Below are 15,662 nucleotides of genomic sequence, written 5' to 3'. Positions count from 1 at the left end.
GACATAGTCCATTCAATCCTGTAACTTTCTTGAAACCAAAATTTGAGAAATTATGAACATGATGGATCGAATCGAGCATTGGGGCGATACACACCATCCGGCGTGGATGGACATAGTTCGTATTGCTTTGGGAGTATTTTTGTTTGCTAAAGGTATCAGCTTCATCAGCGATACCACCAAGTTGTCTCATCTGGTTACCGGCCTCGACTTTCATTTGTACACCGTCACAGCCGTTCACTACGTAGCTTTTGCGCACATTTTTGGCGGATTCCTTATCGCAATGGGATGCCTGACCAGAATCGCATCCATCATTCAAATACCGATCCTGCTTACTGCCGTATTTTTTGTCAATATCCGGCTCGGCTTTTCATACCTCAACTCGGAGCTGTGGCTTTCGATGATTACGCTCATCCTGGTCATAACATTTGCCGTGGTAGGCTCCGGACGTTTCTCGATGGACGAGTGGATGAAGAACCACGACAAATGATCAGGCCATTTCGGGTGCGGCTTTGTAAAGATATTTCCGCTTGTATTCCAGGGGAGTCATATCGGTAACCTTCTTGAAATGCCGGTAAAAGTTGGAAACATTGTTAAAACCGCACTCGAAACAAATCACTTCGGTGGCCATTTTATCTTCAATCAGGAACCGGCAAGCCTGGCTAATCCTGATCTCTACCAGAAAATCGTTATAGGTTTTCTTGGTCATCAATTTAAAATACCTGCAAAAAGATGTAATGCCCAGGTTGGCGATCGACGCCACGTCCTGCAATGAAATGTCGTTGCGGTAATTGGAAAGCGTGTAGGCGTAGATTTTGTTCAGACGCAGCGTTTCGGCATCATTGGACTTATAGAACGCATGCGCCGAAGCGATCGTCTCGTATTCACTTGCCTCTGCGAGGATTTTCAGGATCGAAAGTAATGCGATCAGCCGGTCGAGGTTTTCTGCGTCCACTGCGGAATGCATCAGGCGAATGACCTTTTCCCTGGCCTCGCCGCGTATCAACAAGCCTCTCTTGGCACGCTCGTACAGTTTCGGAATCTGGTAGGCTTCCGGCAGCAGGAGCAGTTCGCTGCCCAGGCAATTGGGCAAAAAGTGAATGATAACCACCTCCACCGTCGTGTTGCTCGCCCCCTCTTCCACCCGCCAGGTGTGCGGCAAATTTTCGCCCAGCAGGATCAATTCCCCGTCGGAAAAGTTGCTGATATTGTCTCCGATAAACCTTACCCCTTTTCCCTTGACCAGATAATGTAATTCAAGCTCGGGATGGTAATGCCAAACCGTGCCGAAGCCAGAGTCTTTGTCATGACGGATGCTGAACGAAGTCCTCGAGGGAATAGGGACCTTATGGAAATGCGGTTTCATTTTAAATCAATGCTGGCAGGGTTTAGGTTGGCTGCCATTGCTCAATTTAAAAGAAATTTTTTTAATAATCCATCCTGTGCTAGAGACAAAATGCTAAAAAAATACTATTAAATAGTGTAATACTAATATTAAGGCTTCAAAAACAAGTCCGTCAGCCCGCCCGAAATGACTGTATACGATCGAGATATTGCTTGCGTGCAGCGGGATCGCTGTATTTTCGCATCTCTCCAAAAATCTGATCTTTCAGACTGCAGAACAGGTAAGATTGGAAATTACCTTCGGTTCGCAAATCAAGCCGCTCGTTCCAGATTTTGTTGAAAACAGAGTTGATGACATTCTCCGCCTCTGTTTCGTCTTTCAGGAGAACGGCACAAAATTTAAATGCAGCGACATGGAAGTATGAACGGAGTTGCGTAAATGCAACTTCATCCCCCTCGGTTACCCGATCCAAAATTTGCTGGTTAGGAAAAGTCATAGCTCAAAATTTAGGGTTTGATCCGATTGGGTTATTTCAACGTGCTTCTAGAGCCTTTTTAAATACACTGGGAATCCCGAGCGTAGCCTGTATCCGGTCTACTTCATCCAACAGCTGATCGGCTCGTTCCTGCAAATCGGCCGTCAGCTCGCCCACATCACGGCGCGTATACATCGAAATGGGGAAGCCTCTTTTTTGCAGGCAATACTTCGCGATGATCGGATAAGCTGAATGCACGATGTCCATCGATTCCACGAAAAATGCTTGCAGCACCTTTACATCTTCCTGTCTTTCCGCATTGTTATAATTTTTGCAAATCCAGACGACCAGTTCGGGATAAATATTCCCCTGAATGCAGGATAGACCGGCTGCTCCGGCTTTAAGGGATGCCGTCGCATTCACCATGTAAGCATCATAAAGGCCGAAACGGTAGCCCTCGGCCACTTTGATTCTGCGGATAACTTCTTCAATATCGAGGCAGGTATCTTTGTGATAGATAACACGGTTCGAAGGGAGCAATTCCGCAAGGACTTCGCTACTGATCAATCGCTTATAGGGAACCGGGCATTCATAAAAACCGAGCGGAACCCCGCTGGTAAGGCTGATCAGCTCCTTTGCCCGCTGGATAAATACTTCATCCGATTCATCCTCATCTGCCAGCAGTCCGGTAATTACAATCACTGCCTCCACACCGGTATCATATATACGTTTCACGAACTGCGCCTGCTCCGGAATCGGTCCTCCGAAGGTGCCTGTCGCTACAACCGGTACTCGTCCTGCCGTATGTTCCACCACTGTCCGCGTAACTTTCAGCCGCTCTTCCACCGACAACTCGTACATTTCGCTCGAAAGACAGTTGGCAAACAGTCCCGCGGCACCCGCTTCGAGGTACAGGTCCGTCAATGCTTTTAATCCTTCATAATCTACCTCACCAGTTTCCAGGAAAGGGGTAAGCATGACGGGAATGAAGCCTTGCGGCAACGACGCGGTGGAAGACGTTACAGATGACATCGTGTATGGTTTTAAATACTTGTAAGAAAAATCACTCTGAAATTCCGGCTCATACACCGGGCTTCTGTTACTTGCTGTGCAAAAGCACCTCTTTTTCGACCGGTTGTTTGCGTTTCAGTCTGGTAAGCAGCACGCCGGCCAAAAAGATTGTCAGTGTTCCGACCACCATGATCATATTCTGGTGGAGCGGGTTTCGCAAATAGGAATAGGTGTCGGGAAGTTGGGTCGAGAAAGTCATCCAAACAATGACCACGATCCCGATCATGGTTGCTGTAAGCGCTTCGGCATTTTTGGTAGTTTTCGAGATCATACCCAGCAGGAACAGCCCGAGCATCCCGCCCGCGAAAATTCCTGAAAGCATCCACCACACGTCCAGCACGCTTTTTACCCCGATCATCGCAATACCCGTAACCATTCCGAGCAAACCGAAAGCGGTAGTGGCAATGTAAAGCAGGCGCAACGATTGCTGCGATGTGAGGTCCGATTTGATATACTTCTGATAAATATCCACGGAGAATACCGTCGCAGAGGCATTCATTCCCGAACTGATTGTACTCATCGCAGCCGACATGATGGCCGCGATAATCAGCCCGAGCAAACCCACCGGCACTTTGGTTACCATGAAATGCGGCATCACTTTGTCGCCATAGTCCGCGGGCGTGAGTGTCGCAGCCAGGCTAGCGATCGCATCCGAAGTTCCTCCCGGCAGCTTTTCTGCTGCTACCTGCATTTTAATGGTCTGTAACAGCTCCGGATTCCCCTGGTAGTATGCAAAAAGGCAGGTTCCCAACAAAAAGAATATCAACGACACAGGCACATACAGGTACACGCAAAGCCATACCGAACCCGCAGCTTCTTTCGCCGACGACGTAGTATGGTACCGCTGCACGTAGTTCTGGTCCATCCCGAAGTTGTTCAGGTTCATGAAAAACCCGTACAGTAATATCACCCAGAACGAGGCCGTGGTAAAATCCGGCGCCAGCGTCCCCAGGCTGAATTTATCATTCGCCTTTCCAGTCTCAATAATGCTCGGCATCCCGCCGGAAACGCCTGATACTATCAGGTAAAGTATAACCAGCGCACCGATGGTTTTAATCACACCCTGCACCACCTCTGTCCAGATCACCGCCTCCATTCCTCCCATTACTGTGTACAGAACAATACAGATTCCCACTACAACCATGATTGTGGACATCGGATAGCCGGTCAGCGCCTGCAAACTCAATGCAATACCGAAGAAAATCGACCCCATGCGGGCGAGCTGCGTGAGCAGGAAGCAAATCACCGCATAAGTCCGCGCCCATGGCCCGAAGCGGTGTTCAAGATGGGTGTAGGCGGAAACTTCACCGGTACTTCTGTAAAAGGGAATAAAAAACTTGGTTGCAACCCAGGCTGCCAACGGCATCGACAAGCTGAAAACAAAGGAACTCCAGTTGCTTCCGAATGCCTTGCCCGGCACGCCGAGGAAAGTATTGCTGCTCAAAAAAGTCGCATAAATCGAAATACCGATCGCCCAGCCAGGAATACGTCCCGATGCTTTGGTAAACTGATCCGCACTGGTGTTTTTCCGTGAAAAGTAAATCCCTACGGCAACCATTCCTGCCAGGTAGGCAATCACAATAATGAGATCAATGAAAGGTAAGGATTTCATTCTACTTTTCGGGTATTTATAACTTTACCACAAAGAAACAGGATGAAGCTGATGGATTTGTAGCGTTTCGTAGCCTATTATTGTACGATATTACCAAAGGAGCCTCTCCAACGCCTGAAACCGTCCTAGGATTCTACTGTACTCTTGTCTTTGAAGAAATATCCGATGCCGACGGTAGATATCACGATGAGGGCAATCAAGACAAGTTTGGTAGCCAATCCTTCATTCGGATGTTCGAGCAGATAACGGATATCCTGTGCTTCCTTGCCGGCCCAGACGGCCAGTACGGTCCGGGGAATCATACCTAATGTTCCCCCCGTGAGCACTTGTTTGAAACGTGCGCCGGCCATCGCAAAAAACAGATTGGTAATCGCGAAGGGCAGTACAGGAGACAATTTGGCGAAAAAAATCAGCCTCAATTCATTTTTATAAAACCGTCGCAACAACGTTCCAACCTGCGGGTACACCTGAATGAGGTAACTCCTGACAGAAGCCGCATGCAGGAAATGTGCCGATACATATATAATAGCGATCGCGCCGATATTCAGAACGAAAAGCATCGGGATCGAGGCCCAGCCCAGGAAGTAACCATACACCAATGCCAGAAACGTGGGAGGAGTGAGCGCGGATGAAGAAGCCAATGTGAGGATGACCGTTACCCCCAGCCACCATTCGATCGGCAACTCGCGGAGGATTTTTTCATGATTGATAGCCCACGCCGTTATAATAGAGGTCGTCACCAATGGCACGATCGTCATCAGAATACTTACGACGACCGGAAGTGAGAATCTTTTTGGTGTTGACGTTTCCAAGGCTAATTTGACTTTTTTCTAATGGGATAACCAGTTGTTTTGACAAAAGGTTTTTGTGAACTTGCTTTTGTAGTAATATATTTTTTATGCCACGAACACCCGAATTTCCACCAAAACGGTTCGTGCCTTCGTGGCAACAATAACCACTAAAAAATGAAATTCGCGACCAAAGCCATACACGCAGGCGTAGAGCCGGACCCCAGTACCGGTGCCATTATGACGCCGATTTATCAAACCTCCACCTACGTCCAGGAAAGCCCCGGCAAGCATAAAGGCTACGAATATGCCCGCAGCAGCAACCCCACCCGCACCGCATTACAGAAGGCGTTGGCAGCGCTTGAAAATGGTAAGCATGGCATTTGCTACGCCTCGGGCCTCGCTGCCACGGATGCCGTTTTGAAATTGTTCAAACCCGGCGACGAGATCATTGCGCCCAGCGACATTTACGGCGGCACCTACCGGCTCATGAAACGCATTTTCGAGCCATTGGGGCTGGTTTTCAAATTTGTGGATATTGAGGAAGTGGGCCAAATCGATCGCCTGCTATCGGAAAACACGAAACTCGTTTGGCTGGAAACACCGACCAACCCATTGCTGAAAATCATCGATATTGAACAAATCGCGCGCATTTGTAGGGAACGAAACGTTCTGACCTGCGTCGATAATACCTTTGCATCCCCCTACCTCCAAAACCCGCTGGACCTCGGCGCGGATATCGTCATGCATTCGGTCACGAAATACCTTGGTGGCCATTCCGACACGGTAATGGGGGCATTGATTACGGATAATGACGAACTGGCTAGTGAGCTAAAATTTATTCAGAATGCCAGCGGCGCGGTACCGGGGCCGCAAGATTGCTTTTTGGTATTAAGGGGAATTAAAACATTACATATAAGAATGCAGCGCCATTGCGAGAATGCCGGACAAGTGGCTGTTTGGCTCGCCGCACATCCCAAAGTCGGGAAGGTGTATTACCCGGGCCTCCCCGACCACCCCGGACACGAGTTGGCGGCAAAGCAAATGCGGGGCTTCGGCGGTGTTGTTTCTTTTGAACTGCAAGACGACAGTTATGAAAAAGCCGTTCGTACCATGGAACGGTTGGAGGTTTTTGCCCTGGGAGAATCGCTCGGCGGAGTAGAATCACTTTGTACGCACCCCGCAAGCATGTCGCACGGGGGTATGCCGCGTGAAGAACGACTGAAAATAGGGTTGAAAGACACATTGATACGCCTCAGTGTGGGTATCGAGGATGTAGAAGATCTTATCGCGGATCTCGACCAGGCGATCGGTACCGATTAGCAATCAGCGTTGCAATCGACGGCCAAAAACCTTACTTTTGGAACCATTTTTGAAACGACACTAAAAAACATATTATCAATGGAAGTATCAGGAACAGTCATTTCATTGCTGCCGGAAGTTACCGGCCAGGGAAAAAACGGAATGTGGCGCAAGCAGGAATTCATTCTTGAAATACCTTCTCAATACCCTAAAAAAGTGTGTATCTCACTTTGGGGTGACAAAATTGACCAGGCTAACCTGCAAGTGAACGACTCGGTAACCGCTTCTATCGATGTGGAAAGCCGCGAGTACAACTCCCGCTGGTACACTGAGGTGCGCGCATGGAAAGTAGAGAAAGCAGGAGCAAGCGGCGGTAACGCCGGTTACAACGCAGGCGGCTCGCCATTGCCTCCGGTCACCACTTTCACCGAAGACGAATCGGACGACCTCCCGTTCTGATCACCGAAACACAAGCTATGCCAAATCGCCAATACCTTTGGGTGTTGGCGATTTATTTTTACACGAAGATTTTTTGCTACTTTTACGAAAAAGGAAATGGTGTCTTCCTATTTAACCGCCCTAAAAAGCTGATGGCGCCTGGTATAACGAAAAATGCTCATTATCACCAGGTATTACTATGTCCGTTCAAAAGCCGTTAGTCCGATCCAAATCATTTTTCAGCCAGCTTACCGACTTTAACAGGAGGTTCCCTTCTACATTATACATTGTAAAATGGCTCGTCATATGCTCCGTAACCGGCGCCTTGATCGGTTCAGCTTCCGCATTCTTCCTCGTTTCGCTTGATTGGGCTACACAAATAAGGGAATCGAACACCTGGATCATCTGGCTGCTGCCCGTCGCCGGTTTCGCTATCGGCTTGCTTTACCATTATTTCGGGAAGGAAGTGGAGCGGGGAAATAACCTGCTCATCGAAACGATTCATGATCCTAAGGAATTCATCCGTTTCAGGATGGCACCTTTCGTGCTGCTCGGGACAGTTACCACACATTTATTCGGCGGGTCGGCAGGCCGCGAAGGCACCGCGCTGCAAATGGCCGGGGCCATTGGCGAGCAATTCAGCAAACTCTGCAAGCTGAATGCCTATGACCGCAAAATCCTGCTCATATCAGCCATTAGCGCCGGCTTCGGCTCAGTTTTCGGCACCCCGCTGGCCGGGGCTATTTTTGGGCTGGAAGTGTTTTTGACAGGAAGATTAAAATACGACGCTATTTTCCCCGCATTTGCTTCCGCGATCATTGCGAGCCTCGTCACCGATTCATGGCAAGTGAAGCACACGCATTACCACATTCCAGCCATTCCCGAAATGTCTTTTGCCAACATTATCTACGCCATTCTTGCGGGAATAGCGTTCGGCATCATAGCGGCGGCTTTCAGCAAAACCATTCATTTTTGTGCCCAACAATTCAAACAACACATCGCTTTTCCGCCGCTCAGACCTGTTGTGGGCGGATTAATCGTTTCCGCGGGTGTATGGCTGATCGGAACACGCTACATCGGCTTGGGGATTCCGGTGATTGTCGAGTCATTTACAACACAACTGGCTCCGTATGATTTTGCATTAAAAATCATTTTCACCATCATAACGCTCAGCGCGGGGTTCAAGGGAGGCGAAGTGACGCCGCTATTCTTCATTGGTGCTACGCTGGGCAATGCATTATCATATTTTATCCCCTTACCGGTGGGACTACTCGCGGGCATGGGTTTCGTTGCGGTATTTGCCGGCGCCACCAACACGCCGCTTGCCTGCATACTGATGGGCATCGAACTGTTCGGGAGCGAATGCGGCGTTTTTGTAGCAATAGCCTGCGTGGTCTCGTACCTCCTGTCCGGACACACGAGTATTTACCGTTCACAAGTCTACGGTGGGCCCAAAACTAGCTCGACTGATAAGCCATCGACATGGTAAACTTATCGATCATTTCGTGCGGATGCACTTCCAGGATTCGCGCCAATACCATAACCACCAACGTGTTAGAAGCCATTTTACGCGGAATGCCGGCAACCGTCGCGAACAAATCCACCGTTACGGACTCCTTTTCGTCGAGCAGCTTCATCAGTTTTTCCTCCTTATCGCCATATTGAAAACTGATGTCCCGCTCGCCGCGGCCCCGGCGCATAATTTCCTTCATTTCGCGGCTGGCCTGGATGGATTTGTCTTCCACTCGGATGTACGCCTGGCGCGCACCCGTATCGTCCACCACATAATGCGGCTTGTCGACGCTCCTGGGGATCGTCAGCACGAGCACGTCCCGGTCAGGTGTGATGGCCACACGCTCTTTTTTAAAACTTATTTTGGGATAAATGAATTTGTCGATCGCCCGGGTGAGCGTAAATTCGTCCTCTTCTGCATCTTTGAGGCCCTTGATGGTCTTGTCGTCACCCACTCCGACCAGCAGCTTGCCGCCACCTGAATTTGCGAAAGCAACCACTTCGCGGACGATCTTTTCGGGGTGATTGGATTTCAGTTTGAATTCCAGATGTTCCCCCTCACCTTTCTTAACCAGCTCTTTCAACAATCGAAGCTCCATCGGGTTGGAATGGATAAATTATGAGTTATGACTAAATCACTTTCGGTAACTTACCTCGTCCTCCTCATTTGTTAACGCTAACAATTTACATTCCTTTTGTCAGATTTAAAAAATTATGGGGAGTGAGTCACGTAAAAAAGCGGACCATATATCATAAAAAAACGGCACCGATAGAGTGCCGTTTGCATTTAGTATTCGTCTTCGTTGAAAAAGAAATCGTCTTTCGTGGGATAGTCGGGCCAAATCTCTTCAATGCTTTCATAAGGCTGCCCATCATCTTCAAGCTCCTGAAGGTTTTCAACTACTTCTAACGGAGCGCCTGTTCTGATTGCAAAGTCAATTAGCTCGTCTTTGGTAGCTGGCCAGGGAGCATCTTCAAGGTACGATGCGAGTTCGAGAGTCCAGTACATAATATTTTCGCCTATTAATGGTTACTTTACTTTTCTGCAAAAGTAAAAAATTTGCTATCTTTTAAAAGCTTAAAGCAAAAAAAAAGAAAAATAATTGCCGGGTTACAAATTTTATTTTCTTTTTACGATTAACAGACTGAATTACAGTAATTTAAAACCAACACTGCAAGTAAAGTCTCTACCGGAGCATCTCCATATTTCCCCTCTCCCCGAAAAACCCTTAATTTCCCTCACCATTACAAATACCATATTATGACTATTGAAATTTGTGCTTACTCACTGGAATCCTGTATCAATGCGCAGGCCGGCGGGGCGGGCAGAATTGAGCTATGCGGAGGGCTCGGCGAAGGCGGTACCACACCCAGTGCCGGACTCATCGAAATCGTAAGAAAAAACATTGACATTCAGCTATATGTGATGATCAGGCCGCGTGGCGGGGATTTCGTCTATGATTTTTTTGAGGAAGAAATCATGCGGAAAGACATCGATCTGGCCAAAAAACTGGGCGCTAACGGCGTCGTGCTGGGCATTCTCATGCCCGACGGCAACGTGGACGTGGCGCGCACCAAAGCGCTGGTCGACTACGCGGCGCCATTAAAGGTAACCTTCCATCGCGCATTCGATCTCACGCCCGATCCGATGAAGGCCCTGAAAGATATTATCGCCACCGGTGCGGAGCGTATCCTTACGTCCGGGCAGAAGCCTTCGGCCATTCAGGCGACCGAACTGCTCGGTAAACTCTCCAGAGAAGCCGATGGAAAAATCGAAATCATGGCAGGTGGCGGCGTGAACCACAACAATGCGGCTGAGCTCAAAGCTGCCGGCGTACATGCATTACATTTAACTGCTAAAAAATTCCGGCCCGCACGGCAGAAGTTTTTCCCTGAGGGCATTTCAATGGCCGGAGAAATTCCGGACGAAAAGTCGGTCATGTACTCGGACCTCGAACTGGTCGAGGCCATGGTGCAGGCCGTTTCAGAATGACGCCTTTTTCTGGTAAAAGTACATCAACATCCTCTCTATGAAGTTCGTAAAGGCAATTCTGTTTATCGCAATCACCGCCGGGCTCGTGTATGTGCTGGACAAGCCTTGGGCTCCCGCACCCGCGTTGGGGCCGTTCCTGAGCCCTTTTTGCGGGTTATGGCAAAACAGCGAGGAAGTTATCGACCCCAAAACACGCGTAACCCTGCACCTCGACAGCCTGCGCAATGAGGTGACGATCCGCTTCGACGATTCCGGCGTACCGCACATTTTTGCCCAAAACGACTTCGACCTTTTTTACGCGCAGGGCTACATTACCGCCAAAGACCGGCTCTGGCAAATGGACCTGCAAACCCGCGCCGCAGCGGGCCGGCTTTCCGAAATACTGGGCCCGGCCACACTCACGCTTGACCAGCAGAGCCGCCGTTTGGGAATGGGTTACGGCGCAGAAGCCAATCTCAAAGTAGCGATGACCGATCCCCGCTCGCGGGAAGCACTACTGGGCTACACAGCTGGTGTGAATGCGTTTATCCGGCAACTGGCTCCGAAGGATTATCCTATTGAATTCAAACTTCTTGGATACAAACCGGAGCCCTGGAAACCGATTAATACCATGTATATGCTTGAACAGATGACGCTCACGCTCGCGGGGCGTTCCAACGAGCTGGCCATGACCAATGCATTGAAAAAATACGGCCGGGAAACCATCGCTCAGCTTTTCCCGGACTATCCGATGTTACAGGAAAGCCCGATTATCCCATCGGGCACAGCTTGGGACTTCCCTAAGCTGCCGATCCCCAGAGCCGTTCTGCCAATAGTACCGGGCGACAGCGGCCTGTTGTCCGCAAAACCGTTGACTGCACTGCCACCAAGAGCCCCTAAGGAAGAAGGCATCGGCAGTAACAACTGGGCGGTAGGTGCCGAAAAATCCATCACCGGCTATCCTATCCTCGCTAACGACCCGCACCTCGAACTATCGCTGCCGTCGATATGGTACCAGGTGCAGCTGCATTCGCCGAACATGAATGTGTATGGCGTGTCGCTGCCAGGCATTCCCAGTGTGATCATTGGTTTCAATGAGCGCGTCGCCTGGGGGGTTACCAACGTGGATGCCGATGTTTTCGATTTGTATAAAATCAAATTCAAAAATGAATACCGAAATTTCTATTGGCATGATAGTCAATGGAAACCCACGCATAAGCGCGAGGAGATCATCCATGTTAAAGGCCAGCTGAAACCCTACCGGGAACAGATCATTTATACACACCACGGACCTGTTACCGATTCGGACGGCACGTTCGGGAATTTGCCCAACCTGGCGATTAAATGGATCGGTCATGAGCCGGGTAACAGCTTCATCACATTTTATGAGCTCAACAAGGCCAAAACCTACGACGATTACCGTAAGGCTTTGACCCATTACGTCGGCCCCGCACAAAACTTCGTATTTGCGGACAATGAAAAGAATATCGCCATTACTGTGAATGGGAAAATTCCTTTGAAATACAAGGAACAGGGCAAATTCCTACTGGATGGTTCCTCTCTCGCCGACGACTGGCACGGCTGGATTCCCGCCGAACAAAACCCGTTCGTAAAAAATCCGCCAAGAGGTTTTGTCAGCAGCGCAAACCAATCTTCCGCCGATACCACGTATCCTTATTATATCAACTGGAGCTTTGCGCCGTCCGAGCGCGGGATACGTATCAACGAGCGCCTGCAAGCAATGACCAATGCCAATGCGGACAGCCTCCGGATGCTGCAAAACGACAATTTCAGTGTATTGGCCCGCACATTACTGCCCAAACTGCTGACCATTCTCGAAACCCGGTCATTAACGCCAAAACAAAAAGCGGCCCATATCCTGCTCTCGAACTGGAATTATCAGAATGCTCCGGAATCCATCGCGGCGTCGATTTTTGAAACCTGGTTTCCACTACTGGGTCAGGCCATCTGGAATGACGACTTCTCTTCTCCCGAAGCACCAATGGAATATCCCTCGCGGGACCGGACGTTGTATCTGATTTTGAAACAACCAAATGAAAAATGGTTCGATAATATAAATACCCCCGAAAAAGAGACATTGCCTGACCTGGTTTACCAAAGCTTTAACGCGTCGCTCGACACGCTCACTGCGCGCAGGGGAGCAATGAGTCCCGAGTGGCAATGGTCGAAGGTGAAAGATGCTGAAATAAGGCATTTAAGCAGAAGTATCAAGCCGTTCAACGCGCCTTCGTTGGTAACGGGCGGTGGCAGCAGCATTGTGAATGCGATGACGAAACGCAAGGGGCCGTCGTGGCGGATGGTCGTCGAACTGGGTCCTACGCCCCGAGCTTACGGAATTTATCCGGGAGGCCAATCGGGCAATCCGGGCAGCCCCTACTATCTCAATCTGCTAAAAAAATGGGAGAAGGGTGAGCTCAATGAATTGATATTCCTCACGTCACCGGACCAGAAAGTGCCCCACCTGGCATCCAGTCTTGTATTGCAAAAACGTTAAACCGGAACTTATGAATTTTCTGATTATAGCCATTCTATCGGCAGTATTACAAATCTTTACTCCATGGTGGATAATCGCCATTGTCCCATTTGTGATCCTGCTATGGCGGCCTTCCCGATCCTCCGGGGCATTTTGGGCGGGCTTCGGCGGTATCGCCGTGCCCTGGCTGCTTTATGGGTATTACCAGCATTTCATCTCCGATGGCGCCCTCTCCGACCGTGTTGCGAAGATATTCATGTTGCCGAACGGCATCCTGCTTTTGCTTGTAACGGCCCTCATAGGAGGCCTTGTGGGCGGCTTTTCTGGCCTGGCCGGATATTGGGTGCGTCAGATCTTCCGCCGGCATCCGGTGCCGCTGTCGGGACCAGCCTCGTAAAACCCGCGGCCTGGCCTTATTCATTGTACTTAAACACAAATCATTATCTTTGCGGCTCGTTCAAAAACAATAAACCTTAAAAACGTGAACAACAATACTTCATTGATCTGGAACGTCGTCCTTTCGCTTGCTGTGGCGGTGTTATTCTTCCTTCATTTTTCAAGCAAATCGTCAGACGCCGGTGCAGCCGCAGATGGTGCAGTAGTGGAAGGCCGCCGCACTGTTTACGTTCAGGTGGATTCACTTCTGAAAAACTACGATTTCTTCAAGGATACCAGAAAAGAGCTTGAAAACAAGAATTTCCAGCTTGAAAACGAGCTGACTACCAAAGGACGCTCTTTGCAAAATGAAGTGGCTTTCTTCCAGCAACGCGCAGCCACCATGACTCCCGAGCAAGCTCGTTCCACAGAAGCGCAGCTCATGAAAAAGCAGCAGGACCTGATGGCCTACCGCGATCAGTCGGCGCAAGCTCTGGGCCAGGAAGAGGCTAAAAAGAACGAAGAACTTTACAAAAACATCCGTTCTTACATCGATAAATACAACAAGGAAAATGGCTACGAGTACGTTCTTGGCTATTCCCTGGGCGGCGGCATCTTGTTTGCCAACCCTTCATTGGACGTAACCCAGAAGATCATCGACGGTCTGAACAAAGAATATAAGAGCTCAGGCAAAGCAGCTGCTCCGGCTGATACTACTAAGAAAAAGTAATTTCGAAGTTAGCCTGCAAAAAAACGAAGCAGACGGTCAAAAGATCGTCTGCTTCGTTTTTTTGCATAAACTGGTTTTATATCTTCAGCTTGCTCAAATCAAATTCGAATCCCGGCAACACATTTCCTCCTGATAATTGTTGGCTAAAACCGTTGAAAATCTCAACATCTGCATTGGGTCGATAAACGAAAACAGTTTCTGTAAACGGATCGATGAGCCAGGCCAACTTGCACCCATTGCCTATCCACTCGTCTTGCACTTTCTTCTGAATGATTTTCAAATCATCATTCGCCGAGAGTAGTTCTATAACAAAATCAGGGCAAATGGGCGGAAACTTTGTTTGTTCGCTATCTGTCAAATGCTCCCATTTCTCATTGGAAATCCACGAAGCGTCAGGAGACCTAACGGAGGTATTTGGAAGACGAAAGGCTGTCGATGACTCAAAAACATGACCAAAGTCCCTCGCGAGATGCCAGTGCATCAGCCAGTAAATGATGATCGCATTCAATTTGCCTGTCTTTCCGCCAGTATTCGACATAATATAGATCGTCCCTTCGCTATCCCTCTCAATTTTGAGTTGATCATTCTCCCTGCAAAATTCATAGAATTCATCATCGTCAAGACGCAGGGGCTTATATCTCAATTCTATCGTATCCATGTTGTTGTTTCCTTACCTAATGCAATATAAACATTTTGAAACACTAACAGATTCAAGGCTTACCCCTCAAAAACAAAACAGGGCAGCCGGAAACCGACTGCCCTGCATTGCATTAAATATATCCTTAAACCGCCGAAGAAGAGAATTTCGCACCGATGTACTCGCGGTTCATGCGGGCGATGTTTTCGAGGCTGATTTCTTTCGGGCATTCTGCCGAGCACGCACCGGTGTTGGTGCAGGCTCCGAAACCTTCTGCATCCATTTGAGCGACCATTTTCTCGGCACGGATGCTGCGTTCTGCCTGTCCTTGCGGCAACAATGCCAGCTGGGAGATTTTGGCGGATACGAAGAGCATCGCAGATGCATTTTTGCAAGCCGCTACACAAGCGCCGCAACCGATACACGCTGCCGCCGCGAATGCGTCGTCTGCCGCTTCTTTTGCAATCGGTAATGAGTTTGCGTCCTGTGCATTACCGGTATTTACAGAAACAAAACCACCGGCAGAGATCACGCGGTCGAACGCATCACGGTCAACCACCAAGTCCTTGATAACCGGGAAAGCCTGCGCTCTCCACGGCTCTACCACGATGGTGTCACCGTCTTTGAACGAACGCATATGCAGCTGGCAGGTAGTAACCCCGCGCAGAGGGCCATGCGGACGGCCATTGATATACATCGAACACATCCCGCAAATACCTTCACGGCAGTCGTGGTCGAATGCAACAGGTTCCTTTCCTTCTTCGATGAGCTGCTCGTTGAGTACATCGAACATTTCAAGAAATGACATATCAGGGGAAACGTTGTCCAGCTTGTAGTCTTCGAAACCTCCCGCTGCGTCTGTATTGCTTTGTCTCCACACTTTCAGAGACAACCTCATATTTCCTTCCATACCT

17 protein-coding genes and 1 riboswitch are annotated in these 15,662 nt (G+C 49.2%); of the genes, 8 read left to right on the top strand and 9 right to left on the bottom strand.

All coding sequences use genetic code 11. The features are described 5' to 3' along the window. The first annotated feature begins 52 nt into the window (after positions 1-52). Complete coding sequence (locus J7619_RS24105; protein WP_106593986.1) at positions 53-487, top strand: DoxX family protein; 435 nt, start codon at positions 53-55, stop codon at positions 485-487. Here J7619_RS24105 and J7619_RS24100 read toward each other — a convergent pair whose 3' ends face one another. The 5 genes from J7619_RS24100 to J7619_RS24080 all read right to left on the bottom strand — a co-directional run bounded on the left by J7619_RS24100 (position 488) and on the right by J7619_RS24080 (position 5,312). Beyond that, on the bottom strand, positions 488-1,363 hold the full coding sequence (locus tag J7619_RS24100; RefSeq protein WP_291204823.1) for an AraC family transcriptional regulator: 876 nt from the start codon (positions 1,361-1,363) through the stop codon (positions 488-490). Positions 1,364-1,514: 151 nt separating this feature from the next. Continuing rightward, complete coding sequence (locus J7619_RS24095) at positions 1,515-1,838, bottom strand: RNA polymerase sigma factor (protein WP_291204820.1); 324 nt, start codon at positions 1,836-1,838, stop codon at positions 1,515-1,517. 36 nt (positions 1,839-1,874) lie between these two features. Further along, positions 1,875-2,849, bottom strand: a complete 975-nt coding sequence (locus tag J7619_RS24090) for a dihydrodipicolinate synthase family protein (protein WP_291204817.1) — start codon at positions 2,847-2,849, stop codon at positions 1,875-1,877. Between the two features lie 67 nt (positions 2,850-2,916). Next, the gene (locus J7619_RS24085; protein WP_291204814.1) at positions 2,917-4,500 is read right to left on the bottom strand and encodes a sodium:solute symporter; all 1,584 of its coding nucleotides are present in this window, start codon (positions 4,498-4,500) and stop codon (positions 2,917-2,919) included. Positions 4,501-4,625: 125 nt separating this feature from the next. Next, positions 4,626-5,312 (bottom strand): VTT domain-containing protein, encoded by a 687-nt coding sequence (locus J7619_RS24080; protein WP_291204812.1) that lies wholly within the window; start codon positions 5,310-5,312, stop codon positions 4,626-4,628. Positions 5,313-5,465: 153 nt separating this feature from the next. On the opposite strand from J7619_RS24080, the gene J7619_RS24075 reads away from it, so the two are divergent. From J7619_RS24075 to J7619_RS24065, 3 genes are all read left to right on the top strand, one after another. After that, entirely contained in the window at positions 5,466-6,611 is a 1,146-nt protein-coding gene (locus J7619_RS24075) for a cystathionine gamma-synthase (RefSeq protein WP_291204809.1), read from the top strand. A gap of 78 nt (positions 6,612-6,689) precedes the next feature. After that, positions 6,690-7,049: a DUF3127 domain-containing protein gene (locus J7619_RS24070; protein ID WP_291204806.1), complete on the top strand. Its 360-nt coding sequence runs from the start codon at positions 6,690-6,692 to the stop codon at positions 7,047-7,049. A gap of 83 nt (positions 7,050-7,132) precedes the next feature. Then, positions 7,133-7,197: riboswitch (Fluoride riboswitch) on the top strand. 30 nt (positions 7,198-7,227) lie between these two features. After that, positions 7,228-8,517, top strand: coding sequence for a voltage-gated chloride channel family protein (locus J7619_RS24065; protein ID WP_291204802.1), 1,290 nt, complete (start codon positions 7,228-7,230; stop codon positions 8,515-8,517). Here J7619_RS24065 and J7619_RS24060 read toward each other — a convergent pair. Together J7619_RS24060 and J7619_RS24055 are read right to left on the bottom strand one after the other, a co-directional pair. After that, complete coding sequence (locus J7619_RS24060) at positions 8,486-9,139, bottom strand: helix-turn-helix domain-containing protein (protein WP_291204799.1); 654 nt, start codon at positions 9,137-9,139, stop codon at positions 8,486-8,488. The two genes, J7619_RS24065 and J7619_RS24060, sit on opposite strands and share 32 nt — an antisense overlap. Positions 9,140-9,327: 188 nt before the next feature. Further along, positions 9,328-9,549: a DUF2795 domain-containing protein gene (locus tag J7619_RS24055; RefSeq protein ID WP_013927448.1), complete on the bottom strand. Its 222-nt coding sequence runs from the start codon at positions 9,547-9,549 to the stop codon at positions 9,328-9,330. 252 nt (positions 9,550-9,801) lie between these two features. Here J7619_RS24055 and J7619_RS24050 point away from each other — a divergent pair, with 252 nt between their 5' ends. The 4 genes from J7619_RS24050 to J7619_RS24035 all read left to right on the top strand — a co-directional run bounded on the left by J7619_RS24050 (position 9,802) and on the right by J7619_RS24035 (position 14,111). Beyond that, the gene (locus tag J7619_RS24050) at positions 9,802-10,533 is read left to right on the top strand and encodes a copper homeostasis protein CutC (protein ID WP_291204796.1); all 732 of its coding nucleotides are present in this window, start codon (positions 9,802-9,804) and stop codon (positions 10,531-10,533) included. Positions 10,534-10,570: 37 nt separating this feature from the next. Further along, a complete protein-coding gene (locus J7619_RS24045; RefSeq protein ID WP_291204793.1) occupies positions 10,571-13,027 on the top strand; it encodes a penicillin acylase family protein in 2,457 nt (818 codons plus the stop codon). 10 nt (positions 13,028-13,037) lie between these two features. Then, positions 13,038-13,403 carry a hypothetical protein gene (locus tag J7619_RS24040; protein ID WP_291204790.1) on the top strand — a complete coding sequence of 122 codons (366 nt, stop codon included), beginning with the start codon at positions 13,038-13,040 and terminating at the stop codon, positions 13,401-13,403. 84 nt (positions 13,404-13,487) lie between these two features. Continuing rightward, positions 13,488-14,111, top strand: coding sequence for an OmpH family outer membrane protein (locus J7619_RS24035; protein ID WP_291204787.1), 624 nt, complete (start codon positions 13,488-13,490; stop codon positions 14,109-14,111). A 76-nt stretch (positions 14,112-14,187) separates the two neighbouring features. Here J7619_RS24035 and J7619_RS24030 read toward each other — a convergent pair whose 3' ends face one another. Continuing rightward, complete coding sequence (locus tag J7619_RS24030) at positions 14,188-14,769, bottom strand: Uma2 family endonuclease (RefSeq protein WP_291204784.1); 582 nt, start codon at positions 14,767-14,769, stop codon at positions 14,188-14,190. Positions 14,770-14,893: 124 nt separating this feature from the next. Further along, on the bottom strand, positions 14,894-15,646 hold the full coding sequence (locus J7619_RS24025) for a succinate dehydrogenase/fumarate reductase iron-sulfur subunit (RefSeq protein ID WP_211302197.1): 753 nt from the start codon (positions 15,644-15,646) through the stop codon (positions 14,894-14,896). Between the last annotated feature and the right edge of the window lie 16 nt (positions 15,647-15,662).

It is taken from the genome of Dyadobacter sp., assembly GCF_017744695.1.
In the GTDB taxonomy this organism is placed as follows: Bacteria; Bacteroidota; Bacteroidia; order Cytophagales; family Spirosomataceae; genus Dyadobacter.
Note: the sequence above shows the minus strand (reverse complement) of the source record. Positions and strands in the feature narration are given on the sequence as shown.